Origin of the sequence: Niastella vici (assembly GCF_002077945.1) — a bacterium.
GTDB classification, from domain to species: Bacteria; Bacteroidota; Bacteroidia; order Chitinophagales; family Chitinophagaceae; genus Niastella; species Niastella vici.
The window spans coordinates 669,717-689,102 of the sequence record NZ_LVYD01000058.1 but is presented as its reverse complement, the minus strand read 5'-3'; the positions used below and the strand labels follow the sequence as shown (position 1 = coordinate 689,102).

At 46.7% G+C, this 19,386-nt stretch carries 11 protein-coding genes; 1 reads left to right on the top strand and 10 read right to left on the bottom strand.

All coding sequences use genetic code 11. The features are described from left to right. Window positions 1-94 precede the first annotated feature (94 nt). The 8 genes from A3860_RS26660 to A3860_RS26625 all read right to left on the bottom strand — a co-directional run bounded on the left by A3860_RS26660 (window position 95) and on the right by A3860_RS26625 (window position 16,725). Window positions 95-2,704 (bottom strand): glycoside hydrolase family 2 protein, encoded by a 2,610-nt coding sequence (locus A3860_RS26660; protein WP_081152001.1) that lies wholly within the window; start codon window positions 2,702-2,704, stop codon window positions 95-97. Window positions 2,705-2,793: 89 nt separating this feature from the next. Next, complete coding sequence (locus A3860_RS26655) at window positions 2,794-4,959, bottom strand: glycoside hydrolase family 3 N-terminal domain-containing protein (RefSeq protein ID WP_081151998.1); 2,166 nt, start codon at window positions 4,957-4,959, stop codon at window positions 2,794-2,796. Window positions 4,960-4,989: 30 nt separating this feature from the next. Beyond that, entirely contained in the window at window positions 4,990-6,876 is a 1,887-nt protein-coding gene (locus A3860_RS26650) for a beta-galactosidase (RefSeq protein WP_081151995.1), read from the bottom strand. A 112-nt stretch (window positions 6,877-6,988) separates the two neighbouring features. After that, window positions 6,989-8,452 (bottom strand): alpha-L-fucosidase, encoded by a 1,464-nt coding sequence (locus A3860_RS26645; protein ID WP_081151992.1) that lies wholly within the window; start codon window positions 8,450-8,452, stop codon window positions 6,989-6,991. A 133-nt stretch (window positions 8,453-8,585) separates the two neighbouring features. Further along, window positions 8,586-10,070, bottom strand: a complete 1,485-nt coding sequence (locus A3860_RS26640; protein WP_081151989.1) for an alpha-L-fucosidase — start codon at window positions 10,068-10,070, stop codon at window positions 8,586-8,588. Between the two features lie 235 nt (window positions 10,071-10,305). Next, the gene (locus A3860_RS26635; protein ID WP_081151986.1) at window positions 10,306-11,919 is read right to left on the bottom strand and encodes a SusD/RagB family nutrient-binding outer membrane lipoprotein; all 1,614 of its coding nucleotides are present in this window, start codon (window positions 11,917-11,919) and stop codon (window positions 10,306-10,308) included. A gap of 52 nt (window positions 11,920-11,971) precedes the next feature. Next, window positions 11,972-15,697, bottom strand: a complete 3,726-nt coding sequence (locus tag A3860_RS26630) for a SusC/RagA family TonB-linked outer membrane protein (RefSeq protein ID WP_081151983.1) — start codon at window positions 15,695-15,697, stop codon at window positions 11,972-11,974. 32 nt (window positions 15,698-15,729) lie between these two features. Next, on the bottom strand, window positions 15,730-16,725 hold the full coding sequence (locus A3860_RS26625) for a FecR family protein (protein ID WP_081151980.1): 996 nt from the start codon (window positions 16,723-16,725) through the stop codon (window positions 15,730-15,732). A gap of 149 nt (window positions 16,726-16,874) precedes the next feature. On the opposite strand from A3860_RS26625, the gene A3860_RS26620 reads away from it, so the two are divergent. Further along, window positions 16,875-17,441 (top strand): RNA polymerase sigma factor, encoded by a 567-nt coding sequence (locus tag A3860_RS26620; RefSeq protein ID WP_081151977.1) that lies wholly within the window; start codon window positions 16,875-16,877, stop codon window positions 17,439-17,441. 1 nt (window position 17,442) lies between these two features. On the opposite strand, the gene A3860_RS26615 is transcribed toward A3860_RS26620, so the two are convergent. Further along, on the bottom strand, window positions 17,443-17,847 hold the full coding sequence (locus tag A3860_RS26615; protein ID WP_081151974.1) for a hypothetical protein: 405 nt from the start codon (window positions 17,845-17,847) through the stop codon (window positions 17,443-17,445). 5 nt (window positions 17,848-17,852) lie between these two features. Continuing rightward, a complete protein-coding gene (locus A3860_RS26610) occupies window positions 17,853-18,947 on the bottom strand; it encodes a glycosyltransferase (protein ID WP_081151971.1) in 1,095 nt (364 codons plus the stop codon). Between the last annotated feature and the right edge of the window lie 439 nt (window positions 18,948-19,386).

Here is a 19,386-nt window from a genome sequence, read left to right as displayed (position 1 = left end):
TACCGAATGGTTGTAAAATAATAAATATCCGTATAAATAAACAAGGTGAGCCGCTTTGACCCACCTTGTATTATCGTTAAAAAGTTGAAACCAACTATTGCACCTTCACCTCCTGCGGCGATACGTTCCATCCTTCTACTGAAATTAGAACCGCATTAGCATTATCATATTCCACAACGATCTTCTTTTCACTGCCTGGTAACAGGGAGAAATAGTTGTCGCTGTAAAATACCGGCAACACGCGTTCTTTCTTATTCGCATCTAACAGGGTTACCCGGTTAAAAAATGCAACCGGCTCAGTTACGCCGTTGGTCAGCGTTACTTCAATTTTTCCTTTGCCCAGGGAGTTTGCTTTTACTTTTAACCCGGCATGACCCAGGCCCTGCAAACCGGAATGGATACCGAGCTCATCGGGTATGCAGTATAAATTATCGCTGACCACCTGCTTTTTATCATCGAGCAATTGCAACGACAGGAATATGCCCTTGCTCTTTGCCAGGCTGGTCATTAATTCTTTTACTGACAGAATACGTTTTACCGAAGATGGTTCTATATAGGTCAATACCTGGGTAACAAAACTGTCTTTTCCACTGTGGTCATAAAAACGCACTACCAGCATCAGGTTGCGCTGTTCCTCAAATGTATTGTTCACAATAGTGACCATGCCATCGGTGGGGTTGCACATTACATGCACCGGCTCGCTGCCATTGCGCAACCCAAACAAACAGGCATTGGGATCGAGATAATAATCATACATCTGTCCGCGCAGGGCCGTCCAGGGATTTTGTGTTTTCCAGATGATGAAACCGGTATACCAGTCCCACATGCGGTTACTGAACCCTTCGGCCAGGGCGCGATACTGCTCATAATTCACCACCTGTGCTTTCCTTGTAAAGTCGGCTATATCTTTTGGTTCACCATAGGGGTCAAGGTATTGATCATACCCAATGTATTTATGATATTCCCAAACAGAATCAACCTTCTTCAATTTATATTGCGGGAACTGCATATTCAACTGTGGTACGAACCGCCGCAACGATTCATAATCGCCAACGCCTACCGAGCCTACTTCTGAATTGAAAGGGAAAGTGCGGTGCTCCCAGAAATGCGTGGGGTCTTGTATTCCATAGGGGCCATCGCCATTTCCGCCGAGCGCATTGTACGACATTTCATCGCTGTTTGAATAATCGACAAACCAGCGGGTTCCATCCAATGCCGGTAAAATAGAATCTTTCATGGGCCTCAGAATATCTTCGGGCGGTGTGATCTCGTTACCACCACACCAGATAGCCAGGGAGGCATGGTTACGTACCAGTTTCACCTGGTCGGTCACCGATTGCAGGAACAGCGTATGATCGTTGGGGTATTTCCGGCGTGTCCATTGATCTTCGGATTTCATCGGGTCTACCCAACGGCCATTGCAGTCGCCCGACATCCAGAAATCCTGCATCACCAGCAGGCCATATTTATCGCAGGCATTGTAAAACTCAGGCCGCTCAATGAGCGCCCCACCCCACACGCGAATGAGGTTCAGGTTCATATCGTGATGATACCTGATCTCTGCATCATAGCGCTGGTCAGAGAAACGGAGCATGGCATCGGAAATGATCCAGTTACCGCCTTTGATGAATATTTTTTGTCCGTTCACCGCAACCTGTTTGCTGCGGGTGGTGGTGTTCCAGGTGGTTTGAATTTCGCGTACACCGGTGGTCACGGTTTCTTCATCGGTTACCGTTTGCCCGTCCTGTAAAAACTGAAAACGCACCGCATATAAGTTTTGCGGGCCATAACCACTGGGCCACCACAATTTTGGATTGTTGAGCTGATACGCCGGCAACGTCACTTCTTTCACCGTGCCGGGTTCAATAGTAACAGGTTGTTTTACCGTTTGCCCATCGAGCTGATATTGTAAAACGCCTTCGATCTTTGCCGCAGTAGGGTTTTCCAGTTCGGCGCTGGCAATGATCTGCGCCGGCTCCTGCGGGCCCTTTGGTTCGCGAACACCGGGCACTTTGGTGATCACATGCGGGTTCTTAATATTTATAGAACCGGTTCTTTCAATAGTTACTTTATCCCAGATACCCGTATTGCGGTCACGTATAGGTTGTATCCAGTCCCACCCCGCTACATACTGATGCGATACGTTGCGGGCAATGGTACCATCACCACCCTGGCCGCCATTGGGATTACCAACGGGATCAATGGGGTACACGACCACTGCCAACCGGTTGGCGCCATTGCTGTTCAGCAATTTGGTAATATTATAGGTTTGCCGTAAGAACATGCCGTAATGCCGGGCGCTGTTCACTTTCTTTCCATTTAAAAAAACATCACAACTGTAATTAACGCCTCTGAAGTGTAGCCATACCTGTTGGTTGCCGGCCGGCGCCTTTTCGGTAAAATCCTTTACAAACCAATAAGTATAATGATCGCGGCCGGTTTTATAGATGTCGGGGATCTTTTCATTGTTCATGCCGTAAAAAGGATCGGGCACTTTTTTATTATTGAGCAGGGTAGTTAATACCGTGCCGGGAACGGTGGCTGGCATCCAGCCTTTGGTTGAATACGAGGCCTCAGATATTTTTTCACCGGTTGCCTTCAGTGAACCGATGGCGGCACATACCCAGCCACTGTTCAATTCGTACCGGTCCTGAGCCAGCGTTACATGACCTGCAAGTAAGATTAGCCAAATTAGTTTTCTCATATTATAATTCCTTTATTGGTCATAGCTTTATGAAGCAGGAGGTATGAAGTAAGAAGTATGAGGCCGGAAATTCGGGCACCTCCTACTTCTTACTTCCTATTTCTTACTTCGGCTTTTATTGTTGCCGTGATCTTCTTATCGGCAGAATTACCGCCGGCAAAAATAGTATAGTTGCCCGGATATAATTTCCAGCTACGGGTGGCAAGGTCCCATTTCTGCAGGTCTGTTGCCGGAATGCTTATTTGCACTTCAGCTTCCCCACCCGCCTTTACATGCACGCGTTTGAAGGCTTTTAATTCTTTCAGCGGCATGCGGTCAACCGGCGGATACTCTACATACACCTGCACCACTTCATCGCCATCCATAGCACCCGTGTTCTTCACCTTTATGGTGCAGTTAATGCTGTCTTTCACCGTGCGGATGGCCGCTGGCATTTTCTGCCACTCATAGGCAAAAGAAGTATAGCTTAACCCATACCCGAACGGATATTGCACCTTGCCATTAAAGTACCGGTAAGTTCTGCCCTTCATGGCGTAAATGTCGTATGCCGGTACATCGGCAAAGGACTGGTAAAAAGTAACCGGTAAGCGGCCTGCCGGCGATACGCGGCCGAAGAGAATATCGGCCAGGGCATTGCCGCCCTGTTCACCGGGATACCAGGCCAGAATGATGGCATCGGCATAGGGCTCAATGGCAGAAATATCCACCGCACCGCCGGCTGTTACCACGGCAATGATCGGTTTTTTATTCGCTTTGCGCAGGGCTTTCATAAATGCGATGTGTGAAGCGGGCAGGCTCATGTCGGGTTTGTCGCCTCCCTTGGCTGCCAGGAATGCATCGCCTTCCTCGCCTTCATATACCGGGGTCAATCCAATTACAGCTACTGTGATATCTGCATTACCGGCCGCCCAAATACCGCCAAAATGAACGGTATCGGTATAATCGCTACCCTGGTCGTATTCAACCCGGGTACCGGCGTCAACGGCATTGGTTATCCCTTCCAGGAAACTTACCGCGCGGTTGCTCACGCCATGATAGTTGCCCAGCAACGCATCCATAGAAGCTGAGTTGGTGCCCAACACCATGATCTGTGGAAATTTCTTTTTATTGATGGGCAGTAACTGGTTGTCGTTCTTCAACAACACCATGCTTTGTTGCGCCATTGTGCGGGCCAGCGTTGTATGCCAGGCATTGGAAACGCTGTCGGCGCCATATTTATAAAAAGGATTTGCGGAGGCTTCGTCATAAAAACCCAGTTTGAACTGGGTGCGTAAAATGCCGGCCAGCGCACTGTCTACTTCCTGTTCTGTGATCAGTTTTTGCTCGATGGCCTTCATCACATCTTTTTGCAAAATGCTGGAACAATCGAGGTTCACCCCGGCTTTTATAGCGGCGGCCGCTACTTCAACCCCTGAAGCCATTACTTTGTGGCGCATAAAAATATCGTCCAGCGCGCCACAGTCGGTCACTACATGTCCTTTGAACTTCCATTCATTGCGCAGGATCTGCTGTAACAAAATATTACCGGTGCAACATGGCTGGTCGTTCACGCGGTTGTAACCGCACATCACCGATTCAACGCCGGCATCAACCAGGGCATGAAAAGCATAGAGATAAGTTTCGCGCAGGTCTTTTTCATCGACCACTGCATTAAAGGTATGACGGCCATTCTCAGGACCGCTGTGCACGGCAAAATGTTTGGCGCAGGCCGACGCTTTTAAGTACCGGTTGTCGTTGCCCTGCAATCCTTTTATAAATGCCGTTCCCATATGGGCGGTCAGGAAGGGATCTTCACCATAAGTTTCCTGTCCGCGCCCCCAGCGTGGATCGCGGAAGATATTGATATTGGGCGACCAGAAGGTAAGTCCCATATACTGCAGGCGGTTGCCTTCGCCTGTTGACAAATTGTATTTGGCACGGGCCTCGGTTGAGATCACATTGGCGGCCTGGTACAACAGGTCGTCGTTAAACGTAGCGGCCATGCCAATTGCCTGTGGGAACACGGTGGCTACGCCGGCCCGGGCCACGCCATGCAGCGCCTCGTTCCACCAGTTATAAGCAGGTATACCCAGCCGTGATACTTCCTTGCTGCGGTAGCCCAGTAAGGAGATCTTTTCTTCCAGCGTCAACTGGTGCAACAGGTCATTCACCCTGGCCTCCATGGGTTGCTGCGGGTTGCGGAATACAGGTGTGTTCTGTGCATGCGCAGTCATAACAACAGCCACACTCAATGATAACAGAATTCGTTTATTCATACTTCGATTGTAGATTGTTATTGCCTTTGATTATTGCCCCTTGAGTTCCGTTAACACCGGTTTCATTACGGTGGAAATAACCGGTTTTATATCTTCGTTCAACTGTTCAAACACCACGATCTCGTTCACGCCTTTCTTCAACCAGCAACCGGGCACATACAGGGTTTGTTGCGGCCCCGCCTGCCAGTAGCGGCCAAGGTTGTAACCATTTACAAATACAATGCCTTTGTCCCAGCTGCGCATATCGAGGAACATATCGCCGGTTTTTGGTGTCATAAATGTGCCACTGTAAATCGCAGCCCGGCCTTCTTTTCCCTTACCGGTTTTCACCACCGGCATTTTATCAAATGGCAGTTTATACATATTCCAGCCTCCGGTGATCTCTTTTTCATCGATGAGCACGGGTGAAATAATGCCCTTGGTATTATTCACAATTTCACTGCCATAATTAATGCGGCCCATGTTCTCAACCAGTATATCGAGCGTGCTGTTAAAAGGGATGTCGATCGTAGCCGTATATTGTTTATTCATCCGGTTCAATATTGCTACTTTCTTTCCATCAACATATACCACTGCATAATCGCGCAACCCCTTTACTTGTAAAGTGCCCTGTATGGGCTGGGTGAAGTGTTTGCTGTACAGCACATACCCATGGCCCTGGTTCAATGCTTCAAATGACAGTGGTGTGTCGGCCACCACGGGCTGTATTGTCTTTTTCAAATCAAACAGGTCCATCGACTTGTTTAATTGAATGGGCGGCATGGTGATCACCGGCATCTTTGCGGGTATTTCGGGTACCGGGTATTTTACATATTGCTTCATGAGCTCGCGCACGGCCAGGTATTTGGGCGATGCCCAGCCTGCTTCGGTAATGGGCGCATCGTAATCGTAACTGGTAAGGTCGGGTTGTATATCGTGTTCCTTGTTGTAATTGGCGCCGGAAGTAAAGCCGAAATTGGTGCCGCCATGCACCATGTAGAAATTAAAGTGAACGCCGTTCTTCAGGTATTTCTCTACCTGCTGGGTAACCTGTTGCGTTGAAATATTGGGAAAGGGTTCCCCCCAATGTGATAACCAGCCGGGATAATATTCCGCCACCATGTAAGGACCTTCATTGTTATGGTATTTGTCGACCAGTTTTTTCAGGTTCTCCACATTGTCTTCCCCATTGGCCGCAGGCAAGATGCCGGGCAATGAGCCGCCTTCGAACAACCAGCTTCCATCTGACGTAAAGAACGGACCGGTTAAACCGGAATTGATCAATAACTGGTGTATGGCTTCATTGTATTTCCGGTGTTCGGTCAGTGGAATATCCTTACGTTGGGAAACGTAGGAACCAAATTCATTTTCCACCTGCACCATAATGATGGGCCCGCCCTTACTCACCAGGAAATTCTTTGTTTGCTCAGCCAGTTTGTTGATGTATACTTTGCAGGAATCTAAAAATGGTTGGTTGTACGCCCTGATGACAAGGTTGCTATCTTTTAATAACCACCAGGGATAGCCTCCAAATTCCCATTCGGCACATGCATACGGACCGGGGCGCAGGATCACGAACAGCTCTTCCTCTTTGGCGATGCGAAGAAATTCGGCCAGGTTGTGGCTACCGGTACTGAAGTCCCATACGCCCGGCGCCGGGTTGTGAAAATTCCAGAACACATAGGTGGCCACCGTGTTCAGGCCCATTGCCTTCATCATTTTTAACCGGTGCCGCCAGTATGGCGCCGGTATACGGGCATAATGCATTTCACCCGAATGGATCTGTACGGGTTTATTATCGTATAAAAATTGTGAGCCCTTTACTTCAAATGTATGCGCGGTTTGCGCCATGGTAGTGCCGGCCAGCAACGCACCTGCTAAACAAAGTAATAAAATTCTTTTCCAGTTAACCGGGCCACGACGCCAAAATAATCTCATAATATTCAACTACGATTTTTATTTTCAATGTCATTAGATAAGTTCGTATTTCGACTTCGCTCAACGCTTTATGGCTGGCCCCTTCGACTTCGCTCAGGGTCTTTAAACCTTATTAATACACTGCGATATTTGAAATTACCGGACAGGCTTTGGAAGCGGTGATATTGATGCGCACCTTACCTGCCTTTACGGGCGCCAGTTTCAAAATGCGTTTATACCCGATGGTAGTACCTGCGGCCACCTGTTGCCAGCCTTCATTATTCCATACTTCTACCGTAAATGTTTTTACGCGCTGGCCCAGCTTAATATATTCCTGCAGCATCACATACTTGATGGTTTGCATTTTGCCGAGGTTTATTTCAACCGAACCTGTTGGTACATTATCATCGGTTGCCCAATAGGTTTCGTTGCTGTTATCGGTAACATTGCCCCCGGCATAGGAAGCTGCCTTACCGCGGTAATTGCTGGCTGTTACGCTTGCTCCCTGCGCCTTGTTCTTACCAAGCTCGCGGTTCAGCAGGGCGCGAAACCCATACAGCGACTTGATGTCGTTCTCGTGAAAAAGACCGCGCCGGTCGGGTGGTACATTTAATAACAATACGGAACCACGGCCAACAGAAGTAAGGTAAATATCAAACAACTGCTGGGGCGTTTTCACCAGTGAATCTTCTTTTTTATGATAGAACCAACCGGGCCTGATAGATACATCTACTTCTGCGGGGATCCATTTTGTTCCATCTTCTGAACCCTGGTTCAGGAGTTCTTCAATGCCTGCTTTTCCGGCATAGAGGGTATCTGGCGATATGGTGTTCCAGTTGGTTTCACCGGCCATACCTCTTTCATTACCTACCCAGCGTACACCGGGCCCGGCATCGCTGAAGAATATAACATTGGGTTGCATTTGCCTTACCATATCGAGCGTAGTGGGCCAATCGTAATAGGTTCTGCCATCAATTTTCCTTTTCTCGTTTGCACCGCCATAATAGCCATCACCACCATTGGCGCCATCGAACCACATTTCGGTAACCGGTCCGTAATTAGTGAACAGCTCCTTTAACTGATTTCTGTAATAAGTAATGTACTCAGGTGTTCCATAATCGGCGCGGTTGCGGTCCCACGGCGAAAGGTATACGCCAAACTTCAACCCATATTTTTTACAGGCATCGGAAGCTTCTTTTACAAGATCGCCTTTGCCATTTTTATACGGACTGTTCTTTATAGAATGTTCAGTGTATTTCGTTGGCCACAAACAAAATCCATCGTGGTGCTTACAGGTGAGGATCATTTGTTTGAAACCGGTCTCTTTCAACACGCGCGCCCATTGCATGGCATCGGCGCCCTGGGGATTAAACAATTGCTCACTCTCACTGCCCATGCCCCATTCGCGGTCGGTAAATGTATTAACGGTAAAATGAACAAATGCATTGGTCTCCATCTGCTGCCAGGCCAGCTGTGCAGGCGATGGCACCGGCCCAACGGGCGCAGGCGGTTCTACCTTTTGGCCTGAAACCGGCAAATAACCAATAATAACAAGCGATCCCATTACTATTTTACTAAACCCATTTCTAATATTCATCTGAGATTATTTATTTTATTTTTTGGCCAGATGAAATACCCCATGACAAAATTTTCATAACCCAGGGGATAATAATGAAGATTTTGTCACGGGCATTTCATATTCGCTGCTGATCGTATATTTATTAAGTGCTTTAATCGGCGGCTACTATAAATTCAAATGCCAGCGCCGGATAGCCTTTTAATTTCTGCACGGCGGGCGGTATTGTCACTATTACTTTCTCTCCCTTAACCACATACTTTACATTGGCGCCGGTCGACAGCAATTTCATCTTTGCTCCTTTGGGCGGTGTATTGATCGACCATTCAACGGTTGCCGGCACGGGACTGTTCTCGGCTAACAAAGCCAATGCATACACTTCCTTTCCTTTATTTGATTGCGTGAAATACACGTTGCCGCTTTGATAGCCCTGAATTGGACGCGTGTTATAAATGGCCGCGCCGTTTGCTTTTAACCAGCTGCCGATCTCGGCCAGGCGTTGCACCACCGGCGAATCGATGGTACCATCGGGTTTGGGACCAACGCCTAACAACAGGCTGCCGCCTTTGGCTACCACTTCAATTAATTGATGAATGACTTTTGCCGGTGTTTTTAATTTATCGGAGGGCACATATCCCCAACTGTCGCCAAGGGTAATGCAGCTTTCCCAGGGATGATCGAGTTGTTTATCGGGCACCCGTTGTTCGGGTGTTTGGTAATTTTCATACGGGCCATGCACGGTGCGGTCAACGATCAACAGACCGGGTTGCGCCTCGCGGGCCATTTTGGCGATGGAAGGTATATTGATATCCTGGCTCCAGGCGGGTATATTGGCGCCCCAGTTCTTTACTTCCTCGGTTACTGTTTCCAATGGCCGCACCCAGCCGCCGTCGAGCCACAGGATGTCCATAGAACCGTAATCATGCATCAGCTCACTGATCTGGTTATACGTATATTCCTTAAACTTGTTCCAACGCCAGGGATGTTTGCGAATGTCGTAATTATTGTTACGATCGGGCGTGGCATACATAGGCCACCAATAATAGGGGCAATGCCAGTCGGGTTTTGAAAAATAGGCGCCGATCATGAATCCCTGCCGGCGAAACGCATCGAATACGTATTTGGCAACATTGGCTTTGGGATTACTGGCAAAAGGCCCATTGGTGATCTTGAAATCTGTTTCTTTTGTATCGAACATACAAAAGCCATCGTGGTGCTTGGTGGTGAATACCAGGTAACGCATGCCGGCATCTTTTGCTGCCTGCGCCCATTGGTCGGGGTTGAACTTTACGGGATTAAAATCCTTGTTCAGTCCCCAATACCATTTTTTAAAATCATCATAATTGCTGGTGCTGTCGCGGGTGATCCAATCTTCAGAACACAGCGCCCAGGACTCAATCATACCAGGCACGGCGTACAGTCCCCAGTGAATGATCATACCGAATTTCTGATCGCGCCAGTGTTCCAGCTTTTCTTTTACAGCCGGATCGGCAGGCCACTCGTATTGGGTTGATTGGGGATGAATTTGTTGCTCCTGTGCCTTTGCAGTTGTTATAGTAAGGAACACAAGGAGGGAAAGGCCTGACAATGAAACGAACTGTTTTGCCAGCCGGGAAACCGGGAAACTGCTAATGATCATAATCGTGAAGCTGGTTTTAATTTAATAATCTGCCGTCCTATTCAAGACGGCAGCGTTATCTATTACGATGGCAGCACAAAAAATATAGGTTGATAATGGCGGATATTGAATTACCCTTCGACTTTCCGCCGCAGGGCGGACACGCGCTCAGGGTCATGGGAGGCCAAAACTAAGTACTGGCAAAGAAATTTCAACGATACATGCCGGATTTTAAAAAGTTCCCAAACCTTAGACTTTATTTAACATCCCAAAAGATCCTGCCGGTTCGCACATCCCGGTCTTTTACGGTTGCATAGTTAGTGTTATATGAGGTTTCGCTGGAAGGGTATACCAGCCGGGAAGGGGGCAATTCATAACCGGGCAAGGTGGAGGGGTAGAACTGCAGCACCGGATATTTGGTGCGCCGGTATTCGGCCCAACCCTGCACCGATTGTAAAAACCCGAAATGCAACCATTTCTGGATCCAGATCTTCGCCAGCTTCTGATTAACCGTACCTGTATATTTCATTTGATCGTTTTGTAAAAAGCTATCTATGGCAGCTGTTGCCGGTGAAGATACGGGTGTACGGGTTGAAGAACTTATGTTGTTTAAATAAAAATAGAATGCAATCGATTGTCGAACGGCTGTTTCATAGGCAGCCTGGGCATCGCCCCCACCCCATCGTTCCCAGGCCTCTGCTTTTAAAAAATTCACTTCGGGAGCAGTGATCACAATACCAGGCAATTTACTGTTAAATAAAAAGGTGGCCGAATCAAGAATAGCGTACCGGCCCAGGTTCACTTGTTGTTGTTCGGCATTGAAACTTACCGGCAAACCGTTGTAATCGGTATTGGGGATGAACTGATCGCCATCGGTGCGGCCGTATTTATCGAATAGCACCGGAATGCGCGGGTCGTTCGCTGGTTTCATAACCGTATTCAACATATAATCGGGCGCCGAATAATTGAATACTTCTGAAAGGGCATTGTGCAGGTCATCGACATAATTGGAAAGCGGTTGTAACAACACATCGGTTGAAGCCGGCACATATCCTGAGGCCCCATCAATGAGCGGGTACAACCCCGGATTATTTATAATGTTCAACGCTTCTGCTTTTGCCTTCTCTTCATTCACAAATGATAACCGCATCAGCAAACGCAGGCGAATTGAATTGGCGTACCGCTGCCATTTGTCGAACTGGCCATTCAACAAGATATCCTGCTTGCCGAACGAAGCATGTACTGCCGTAGACAGTTGGGCACTGGAAAAATACAGTGCGGCATTTTTCAATCCGTCGAGCATAACATCGTATATGTTGGAAGCATTATCAAATGCCGCATACACAATATCGCCCGAGGTGCTTACGGTACCTGCCTGGCTGAAGGGTATATCGCCCCACAGGTCAACTATTTGTGATGCCTGATCGTACAGCACTACTTTGGCCGCCATGAGGAACACACCGGCATTGAGCTTTTGCTGTTCGTCTTTCAGCGATTCATACAACGATTCTATCAACCGGTAATGGGCCATAATGCCGCCATTGCCACCGTTAGCTGCAGCACCCGGGCGATAAAAATCATTCCACCTGTCCTGGCAATAGCCGGCATTCTGCTGGTAGGCAGTGGTGGTGTTCAAATAGCCTAATGATTGCGTATAGATACCGGTATGCATCGCCACAAAGGTGCGGATGTTCCAATAGGAAGGCCGTACCCGGTCGTTGTTCAGCATTTCGGTGAAGAACTTTTCAATGGAAGGTTGTACGGTTTGATCGGGGTCGTAATACAGGTCGTCCAGCTTTTTGCGGCAGCCACCTGTCATTACCGACAACAGTAACACAATAGAAATTATGTATACAACCTGTTTGGTCATATTTTGTAAGCAAACGTTTAGTTATATCCCGGTAGTTACCGGGACCAGATTGTCAAAATTCAAAATTCACCGAGAACCCAAAACTCCGGGTAGCTGCCATGGAACCTTCATCAACACTTTGCCTGATCCAGTTAGAACCAATGGTAGCTTCGGGGTCAATGTACTTCAACGTACGGTAGAAATACAACAGATTTCTGCCGATGAGCGAAACACGGATCGTATTAAAATGCAACTTGCCGGTTAGTTTGGCCGGCAAGGAATATCCCAGTACGACTTCGCGCAATTTTATATAACTGTTATCTACAACAGCACTTTCATTTATAGCCGAAGCGCCCCAGTTAAATGTGTTCATATAGTAATAGGCAGCATCAACGATCTGGGTGTTCTCTTTACCTGCTACCGTTACACCGGGCAGTATAACCCCATCGTGGTAAACTTTACCACCATTGGGTGCCTGCGCCTGGTGATCGGGCAGTAAAATTTTATCGCCTGCGCTGTTAATATAATAAGGTAAGCCGCCATGTTCGGCATCGCGATACTGCAAGGTGCTTTCATACATACCTGCGCCGGTATTATACTTCAATGGCGGTGAAACCATTTTACCGCCAATGCGGTAGTCTACCGCACAATCGAGTGTAATTTTTTTCCAGCTGATGGTATTAAAAAAGCCACCGGTTACCCGGGGCATTACATTGCCTACTTTTTCATACCGGCTGTTATCAATTACATACAATCCGTTTGAACCAATGACATAATTGCCGGCATCATCTTTCATTCGCGGGTATACATAAATATTACCTACGGTTTCACCTTCTTCTGCCACAATGCGCAGGGCATTTTGCTCGGCTTCATAAAATACAATGTTCTTAACCCCAGAAGCCAGCTTACTGACCTTCGACCGCGACAGGGAGAAATTCAGCTGGCTTGTCCATTTAAATTTATCTGTCACCAGCGGAAGGGCGTGCACCCGCATTTCCAACCCATTGCTTTGCAGCTCACCGGCATTTACCAGTTTGGTCATGGCGCCAGAACTGGCCGGAATGCTTAACTGAATGATCTGATCTACCGTGCGACTGTTGAACCACGTGATATCAAAACCCACCCGGTTCCTGAACAACATAGTCTCGAGCCCCAGTTCCAACTCATATTTATTCTCAGGCCTGATGTTATTGTTGCCGGCATTTGTTTGTGCATTCAGGGCAGCTACGGAACCCGAGGGCGCAGCAAGCGTTGTTTGGGTATATGTTACCGGCGAGGTATAGGCCGGTGGCGCGTTACCAACAATACCAAACGAGGAACGCAGCTTTCCGTACGAAAACCAGGCCGGGGCATCTATCAATTCGCTGAAAATAAAACCGGTATTCAACGAAGGATAGAAATAACTGTTCTTCCCCGGTGGTAAGGTAGACGAGTATTCCTGCCGGGCAGTTCCTTCAAAGAACAACAGATTTTTGTACGCCAGATTGAAATAGCCCAGCAAGGCATATTTCAATACCGCACTTCTATCAGTGACCGTAGTAACCGGGTGAAAGGAATTCTCGAGGCTGAACCAGTTTTCCTGTAGCAACCCATCGGTTGTTTGGGACGACTGATCATTATAATTCTCTTTGCGCGACTGAAAACCACCGGTCAACGAAAGATTCCAGTTCTTGTTCAGTTTGTTTGTGTAGGTAACCAATCCATCGCCGTATAAAATGGAATACCGGCCATTGGCAATCCTGAACATCCCCGTACTGGCATTGGTGGTAGGGTTGAAAATTACCGGGTATTCACTGTAATTGCGGGTTTCTGTTTTAAGGCTGGTAAAATCATTGCCGAACCGCCCCCTGAACTTCAGGTGTTTGTTCATTTCATAATTCAGGGTGATACTGTTCAGCAAGCGGTCCTGGTATTCATCTTCACTGTTCTTTAACTGGTTCCATAAAAAATCAAGCATTTCGGTCTTTACATTATAGTGAAGCGCTTCTGCGGGGTTTCGTTGCGACTGGTTCCAGGGAACCCATTTGTACCCTTCACTGGTTTGGTATTTATTAAATACCACCGACATATCTTCGGCGCGGCTATAAAAACCTGCATAGGCTGCAATGATGCGGGTTAACTGAAAGGGGCGGTTATGTACTTTGCTGGTAAATGTACTGGAGATCACATCTACATTTAACTTATCGCTGATCCTGAAATTACTGTTCAGGTGAAAAGTATTCCGTTGCAGATCGCCGCCCTGCTGTATGCCTTTATAATCGTTGCGGGTATAGGATAACCGGTAACTGAATTTATCGGTTTGGTTGGCCACCGATGTATTAAAAATGGAATTAAATCCGGTGCGGTATAATTGTTTGTAGTTATTTTCATGTGCTACGTAAGGGCGCATTTCGCCATCCCACCAGGGAACTTCGCGCCCGTCGAATTTGGGTCCAAACTGCGCATAGGCGGTAAAGTTTGGCCGCAGGTGGTCATTAACGCCGTCGCCATCGAGGTCAACGGGGATCCAGCCTTCTTCGGTGGCGCCTTCAGACAGGTTGGTGGCCCTGTCGGCCCCCGGACCGTACTCCTGCTGGTATTTGGGCAGAAAGGCGGCCTGTTCTATTGTATTGGTATAGTTCACAGAAACGCCCAGCCGCTTTTTGGGCGTGCCCTTTTTGGTAGTGATCACTACCACGCCGGCCGCCGCTTCGGAACCATACAATGCTGTGGCGCTGGCTCCTTTTAAAATGGTAAGGTTATCAATATCGGCGGCATTGATATCGAGAATGCCATTGCCGCGAATGCGTGGATCGGCCCAGTAACCGCCATTGTTGATGCCGGCAATTCCTTTTTCGTTGGTATTTCGAATGATGATGCCATCTACCACATACAGGGGCTGCGCGTTAAAATTAAGCGAGTTAACGCCGCGTATTTGTACCTGAACGGCACTGGTGGCGCCGCCCGGCGCCGTGTTGATCAACACCCCGGGCGAGCGGCCATATAAAGCCGAAGCCAGGTTGGTATTACCGGCCGAGGTAAGTTCCTCGGCACTTACGGTGCTTAACGAATAACCTAACGAACGGGACGATTTATTTACGCCCAATGCGGTGACCACCACTTCATTCATCATATTCTCCACCACATCGAGCTGGGCATTGAGATAAATGATGGAACCGGAGTGATTCAGGAGTATCACCTTCTTTTCGTACCCCACACTTGTGAGTTCCAGCACTTCACCTTTGGCGCCTTCTACCTCAAACTCTCCTTCGGCATTGGTAGTTGTGCCCCGGTTGGTGCCTTTTACCCATACGCTCACATTGGCCACAGGCTTTCCTTCTGTACTGGTTACCCGGCCTTTTACCAATTGAACCTTCCTTTCGGTTGCAGTATTTTTTTGAACACTTTCAGGCGTGGCGGGTGGTTTGGCTTCGGGCGCAGGCGCAGGCATGATGACAAATGTTTTCTCATTTATCTTTTTAAACTTAAGCCCGGTGAACTGCAGCAGTTCTTCGAGTATTTTTTCAACAGGCCGGCTAATATCCAATACCGGTTTCACCCTTATTTCGCCAAACGATTTATCGGAGAAAAGAAAGAAAATGCCTTTTGATTGATTGAGTTGTTTGAGAATGGAAAAAAGAGGTTGACGGGCAATAGCAGTATCTGTTGCCGGGGTTGATGTACCTGAATGTAAAGTTTGCCGGGGCGGCTTTTTCCGGTTTAGTGATATCGCATTCTGCGCATAGGCATTGCTAATGAGAAATAATAAAACCGTGAAAAAGCAACTCCGGAAAAATCTTTCCGAGCCTTTTTTCCTCATACGCAGATTTTAAAACAGAAACCTGCCTGTTGTTACTTTTTTCTGATCAGGATCTCTTTGTCCGTTCTTTCAACATCATATTTAGATAAGGCTTGGAGTGATTGTACAAGAATATCCAGGTTGTCAGTGGGCATGATGCAAGAGATAGAGTCAGCAGCTACTGCTTCGCCGGCCAGGGTTACTTTTGTTCCAAACACCTCAGTTATCAAAGCGGCAGCTTCTTTCATTGGTGTTTTCTCAAAATAAAATTTGTGTTCCATCCAGGCCAGCACCGGTGTTTTGTTGATCTCTTTCTTTTGGATAACCTTGTTATTGAACTCAACATATTCACCCGGCTTCATATGAACTTCCTGTTCATTACCCCTGATAGTAACACTACCCTCCGTCAATAACACATTGTTCCTGTTATTGCGGTTAATGACATTGAACTGGGTTCCTGTAACAACCACGTCAAAATGACCGGTGTGTACAATGAACTTTGTTTTTCGAGCTGTTTTCTTTACATGGAAAAAGGCTTCACCTTTCACCCATACTTCCCGGTCGGATCCTTCTTTCCAGTTCCGGTAGTCGAGGGTGGTGTTGGCATTAAGCATTACCAATGATCCATCGGGTAATACCTGCTGCCGGGTTTCCCCAAAGGCGGTGTGTGTTGAGAGTATATTTGTAGTACGGCTATATTGCCAAATGCCTAATGAAGATAAGAAAATTATTGCAGCTGCAGCCCACCATTTTACAGAACGCGATCTCATAGTGATCACTTTCGCAGCAGGCTGACCGTCGTCAGTAGAACCTATAGTATGTATCAACCTGGTTTCAGCCAGCTTTTTCCGCTGCTCATCCACAGGCTGTTCTTTAACAACAACATTTTGAAGCAATTGAACGGCCTCATCAACCAATTTCTTTTGCACAGGATCCCGGGCTATACGATTGTTCCAGGCTTGTTCAGCCTGGGGATCCGTTTTAAAATACCATGACAAAAAGCTCTCATCACTTAATAGTTCTTCAATAGAATTGATCGATAATTCCATATAGTAGGTTTCACTTCTAAATTTAGTACTGCAAAATCAATTTTTGTAATCATATTTTTATGCTTTTTTATGATTTTCAAATAAAACATATCCTAAATTCACATCTGTTTCGGATTAGGACTCACTAAACTAGCTTAGCTTATAACAAATTGATATCCAACCAGTCTGATATTACATTATGGGAGGCCTACCAAAAAGGCGATCACGATTCGTTTGCGTTACTGTTCCGGCGCTATTATGAGCCCCTGGTTCAATATGGCAGTAAACTCACCAGCAATAACGATATACTGGAAGATTGCATCCAGGAACTGTTCACCGAACTATGGCAGAACAAAAGCCAGACCCAGGTTCAATCGGTAAAGGCCTACCTGTTTAAATCGCTCAAATACAAGCTGTACCGGGCCCATCAACGCAAAACGGCCGGTCCTTTTAATGAAAATCACAGCGATGTATTGTTTGAGCTTAGCCACGAGACCCTGATAGTAAGCCGGGAGCTGGATGCTGAAAAAACGGCCCGGGTGGTGCAGGCGCTTGGCCAGTTATCGAACCGCCAGAAGGAGATCATTTACCTGAAATTTTACCAGGAGCTGAATTATGAAGAAGTGAGCGAGATCATGAATATCAATTACCAGGCGGCCCGCAATCTGTTGTATCAATCAATTAAATCTTTGAAAAAGCTGTTGACGGCCTTAACGTTCCTCTATATCTTTTTTTGAGCTATTTCTTTTTTGTAAGCTTTGATTTCAATACGCCCCAGATGCTTCGGCGTTCATAGGTTCTTTTATACCAGTCAATATCATTTTGAAAATGCTCAATATCATTTAATAATTTATTGATGAGCTGGCGATGGCCTTCGGTATGCCGGGCGCAATGGTTCAACTGTTGCTCAAGGCCCGCTATTACCCCTGACCGTTGATCAATATCTTTTTTCAACTGCACCATTTCCTGGCGCTGCTCTTCAATGATGCGTTGTTTATACTCCATCTCCTGCATCAGGTACCGGGTAATTTGCTCCAACTGCTCATTGATGTGCTTATACGCCTGATCAGAATTGGCGTAACCGTTAGTCCCATGCTTTATTACTTCGCTCCTTTCTTTCAACCGGTTTATAGAGATATCCATAGAAATTATTTATATTTATTAACATACAGGTTGCGGTACAGCAGGCAGGTTGCATCTACATTAAACTCGTTATGGCAAAGCCAGCGTGAGTATTCGCCCATTACCTGCAACATGGCGGGGTTATTATAATACTGTAAGATCTTTACAATAGCTTCCTGTTTGCTGGTGAACAGATCGCCGTTCAATCCTTTTTTTACAATATCCCGGTTACCAATACAATCTTTTAATAATACTGTTTTGCGTAACGACAATGCTTCGAGCACAGAAAATGACAAGCCTTCGTATTGTGATGTAGATATGTATAAATGGGCACTGTTGATCAGCTGCAGCACTTCGGCCGGAGGCAACCAGCCGGTTATGGTAATATTGGGCGAAGTAAGGCGGTGTCTTTCTTCTCCTTCGCCCACCCACAAAAATTCAAACTGATCAAAATCTTTAAAGCAGGTAGCAATGGCGTTAAAAAGCGCCGGATCTTTTTGTTGCACGATCCGGGCACAGGTAACAATGCGGAATTTTGTAGTGCCGGCAGGTGTTTCTTCAGCAGGTTTGCGGTTTGTATTCACTGCAATGCCGTTGTTAATGCTCATCGCTTTAATGCCCAGCTTACGATAGGCATCGCGTTCAGACTGGGAACTGCAAACAACCTTTCCGCCAAAAGAAGAACCCAGCTTTTCAAAAAACTTATAGAACAAATTAACAGCATTGATATTGCTCAACAGGAACGGGGCGCCATTGGGCGTATAGATCACATTGGTAATATTCATGAGCCTGCAGGCCAGCCGCCCAAGAAAACCGCTTTTGGATGAATGCAGATGAACAGCATCAACCATTTTTTTTGCTTTCAGCTTTTTCAGCAACTGGCATAGTTCTACCAATGCAGCGGTATCTTTTACCAAACTTATACTACGTTGCGCCGAGCGCCACCTGATGAACTGAACATTATCTTCCGGAAAATACTTTATAATTTCTGTTGAACGCATCACATATTCCCGCTCACCATGAATGATTATATGATAATCATCCCGCAGATTCTGTACGATCGATTGAACAAACACCGCTATACCAGAAGCAAAAGGTTCTACTACATGTACGATCTTCATATGTGTTCTATAATATCAATAAAAATCAGTATAGTATAATTTGTTCATGGTCATGTTAAGTTAATAGTACGACTGCAACCCACACATCGTTGGGTGCAAAAAAAATTTTACGGTGCATAGCATAATATCTTAATGCATGCACTGCAGGTAATTATAAAACATGGAAGCTACTACAGACCGGCTTTCAGGTTTTCAATGCCCTGAATAAGGGGAGGGTAACGATGTTCGCTTAATAACCGCAGCAATGGCAGTCATGCAGCTAGCAGCTATTATTGTGCCGCTTGTTCTTAAAACGTTCCTTAAAAGGGGAAGTGTCCAAAAAAAAAGTAATAATCCCTTTATATTTAGGTAGTTATTATTTTAATTGTGGATATACATTTCTCTGAAAAATAGATTGAAGCCCCGTTGGGGCCCCATTTTGGCAGTATAAAGAAGATCA

Coding starts and splice junctions, on each gene's coding strand:
- A3860_RS26660 (WP_081152001.1), bottom strand. CDS start 2,704: ATGAGAAAACTAATTTGGCTAATCTTACTTGCAGGTCATGTAACGCTG.
- A3860_RS26655 (WP_081151998.1), bottom strand. CDS start 4,959: ATGAATAAACGAATTCTGTTATCATTGAGTGTGGCTGTTGTTATGACT.
- A3860_RS26650 (WP_081151995.1), bottom strand. CDS start 6,876: ATGAGATTATTTTGGCGTCGTGGCCCGGTTAACTGGAAAAGAATTTTA.
- A3860_RS26645 (WP_081151992.1), bottom strand. CDS start 8,452: ATGAATATTAGAAATGGGTTTAGTAAAATAGTAATGGGATCGCTTGTT.
- A3860_RS26640 (WP_081151989.1), bottom strand. CDS start 10,070: ATGATCATTAGCAGTTTCCCGGTTTCCCGGCTGGCAAAACAGTTCGTT.
- A3860_RS26635 (WP_081151986.1), bottom strand. CDS start 11,919: ATGACCAAACAGGTTGTATACATAATTTCTATTGTGTTACTGTTGTCG.
- A3860_RS26630 (WP_081151983.1), bottom strand. CDS start 15,697: ATGAGGAAAAAAGGCTCGGAAAGATTTTTCCGGAGTTGCTTTTTCACG.
- A3860_RS26625 (WP_081151980.1), bottom strand. CDS start 16,725: ATGGAATTATCGATCAATTCTATTGAAGAACTATTAAGTGATGAGAGC.
- A3860_RS26615 (WP_081151974.1), bottom strand. CDS start 17,847: ATGGATATCTCTATAAACCGGTTGAAAGAAAGGAGCGAAGTAATAAAG.
- A3860_RS26610 (WP_081151971.1), bottom strand. CDS start 18,947: ATGAAGATCGTACATGTAGTAGAACCTTTTGCTTCTGGTATAGCGGTG.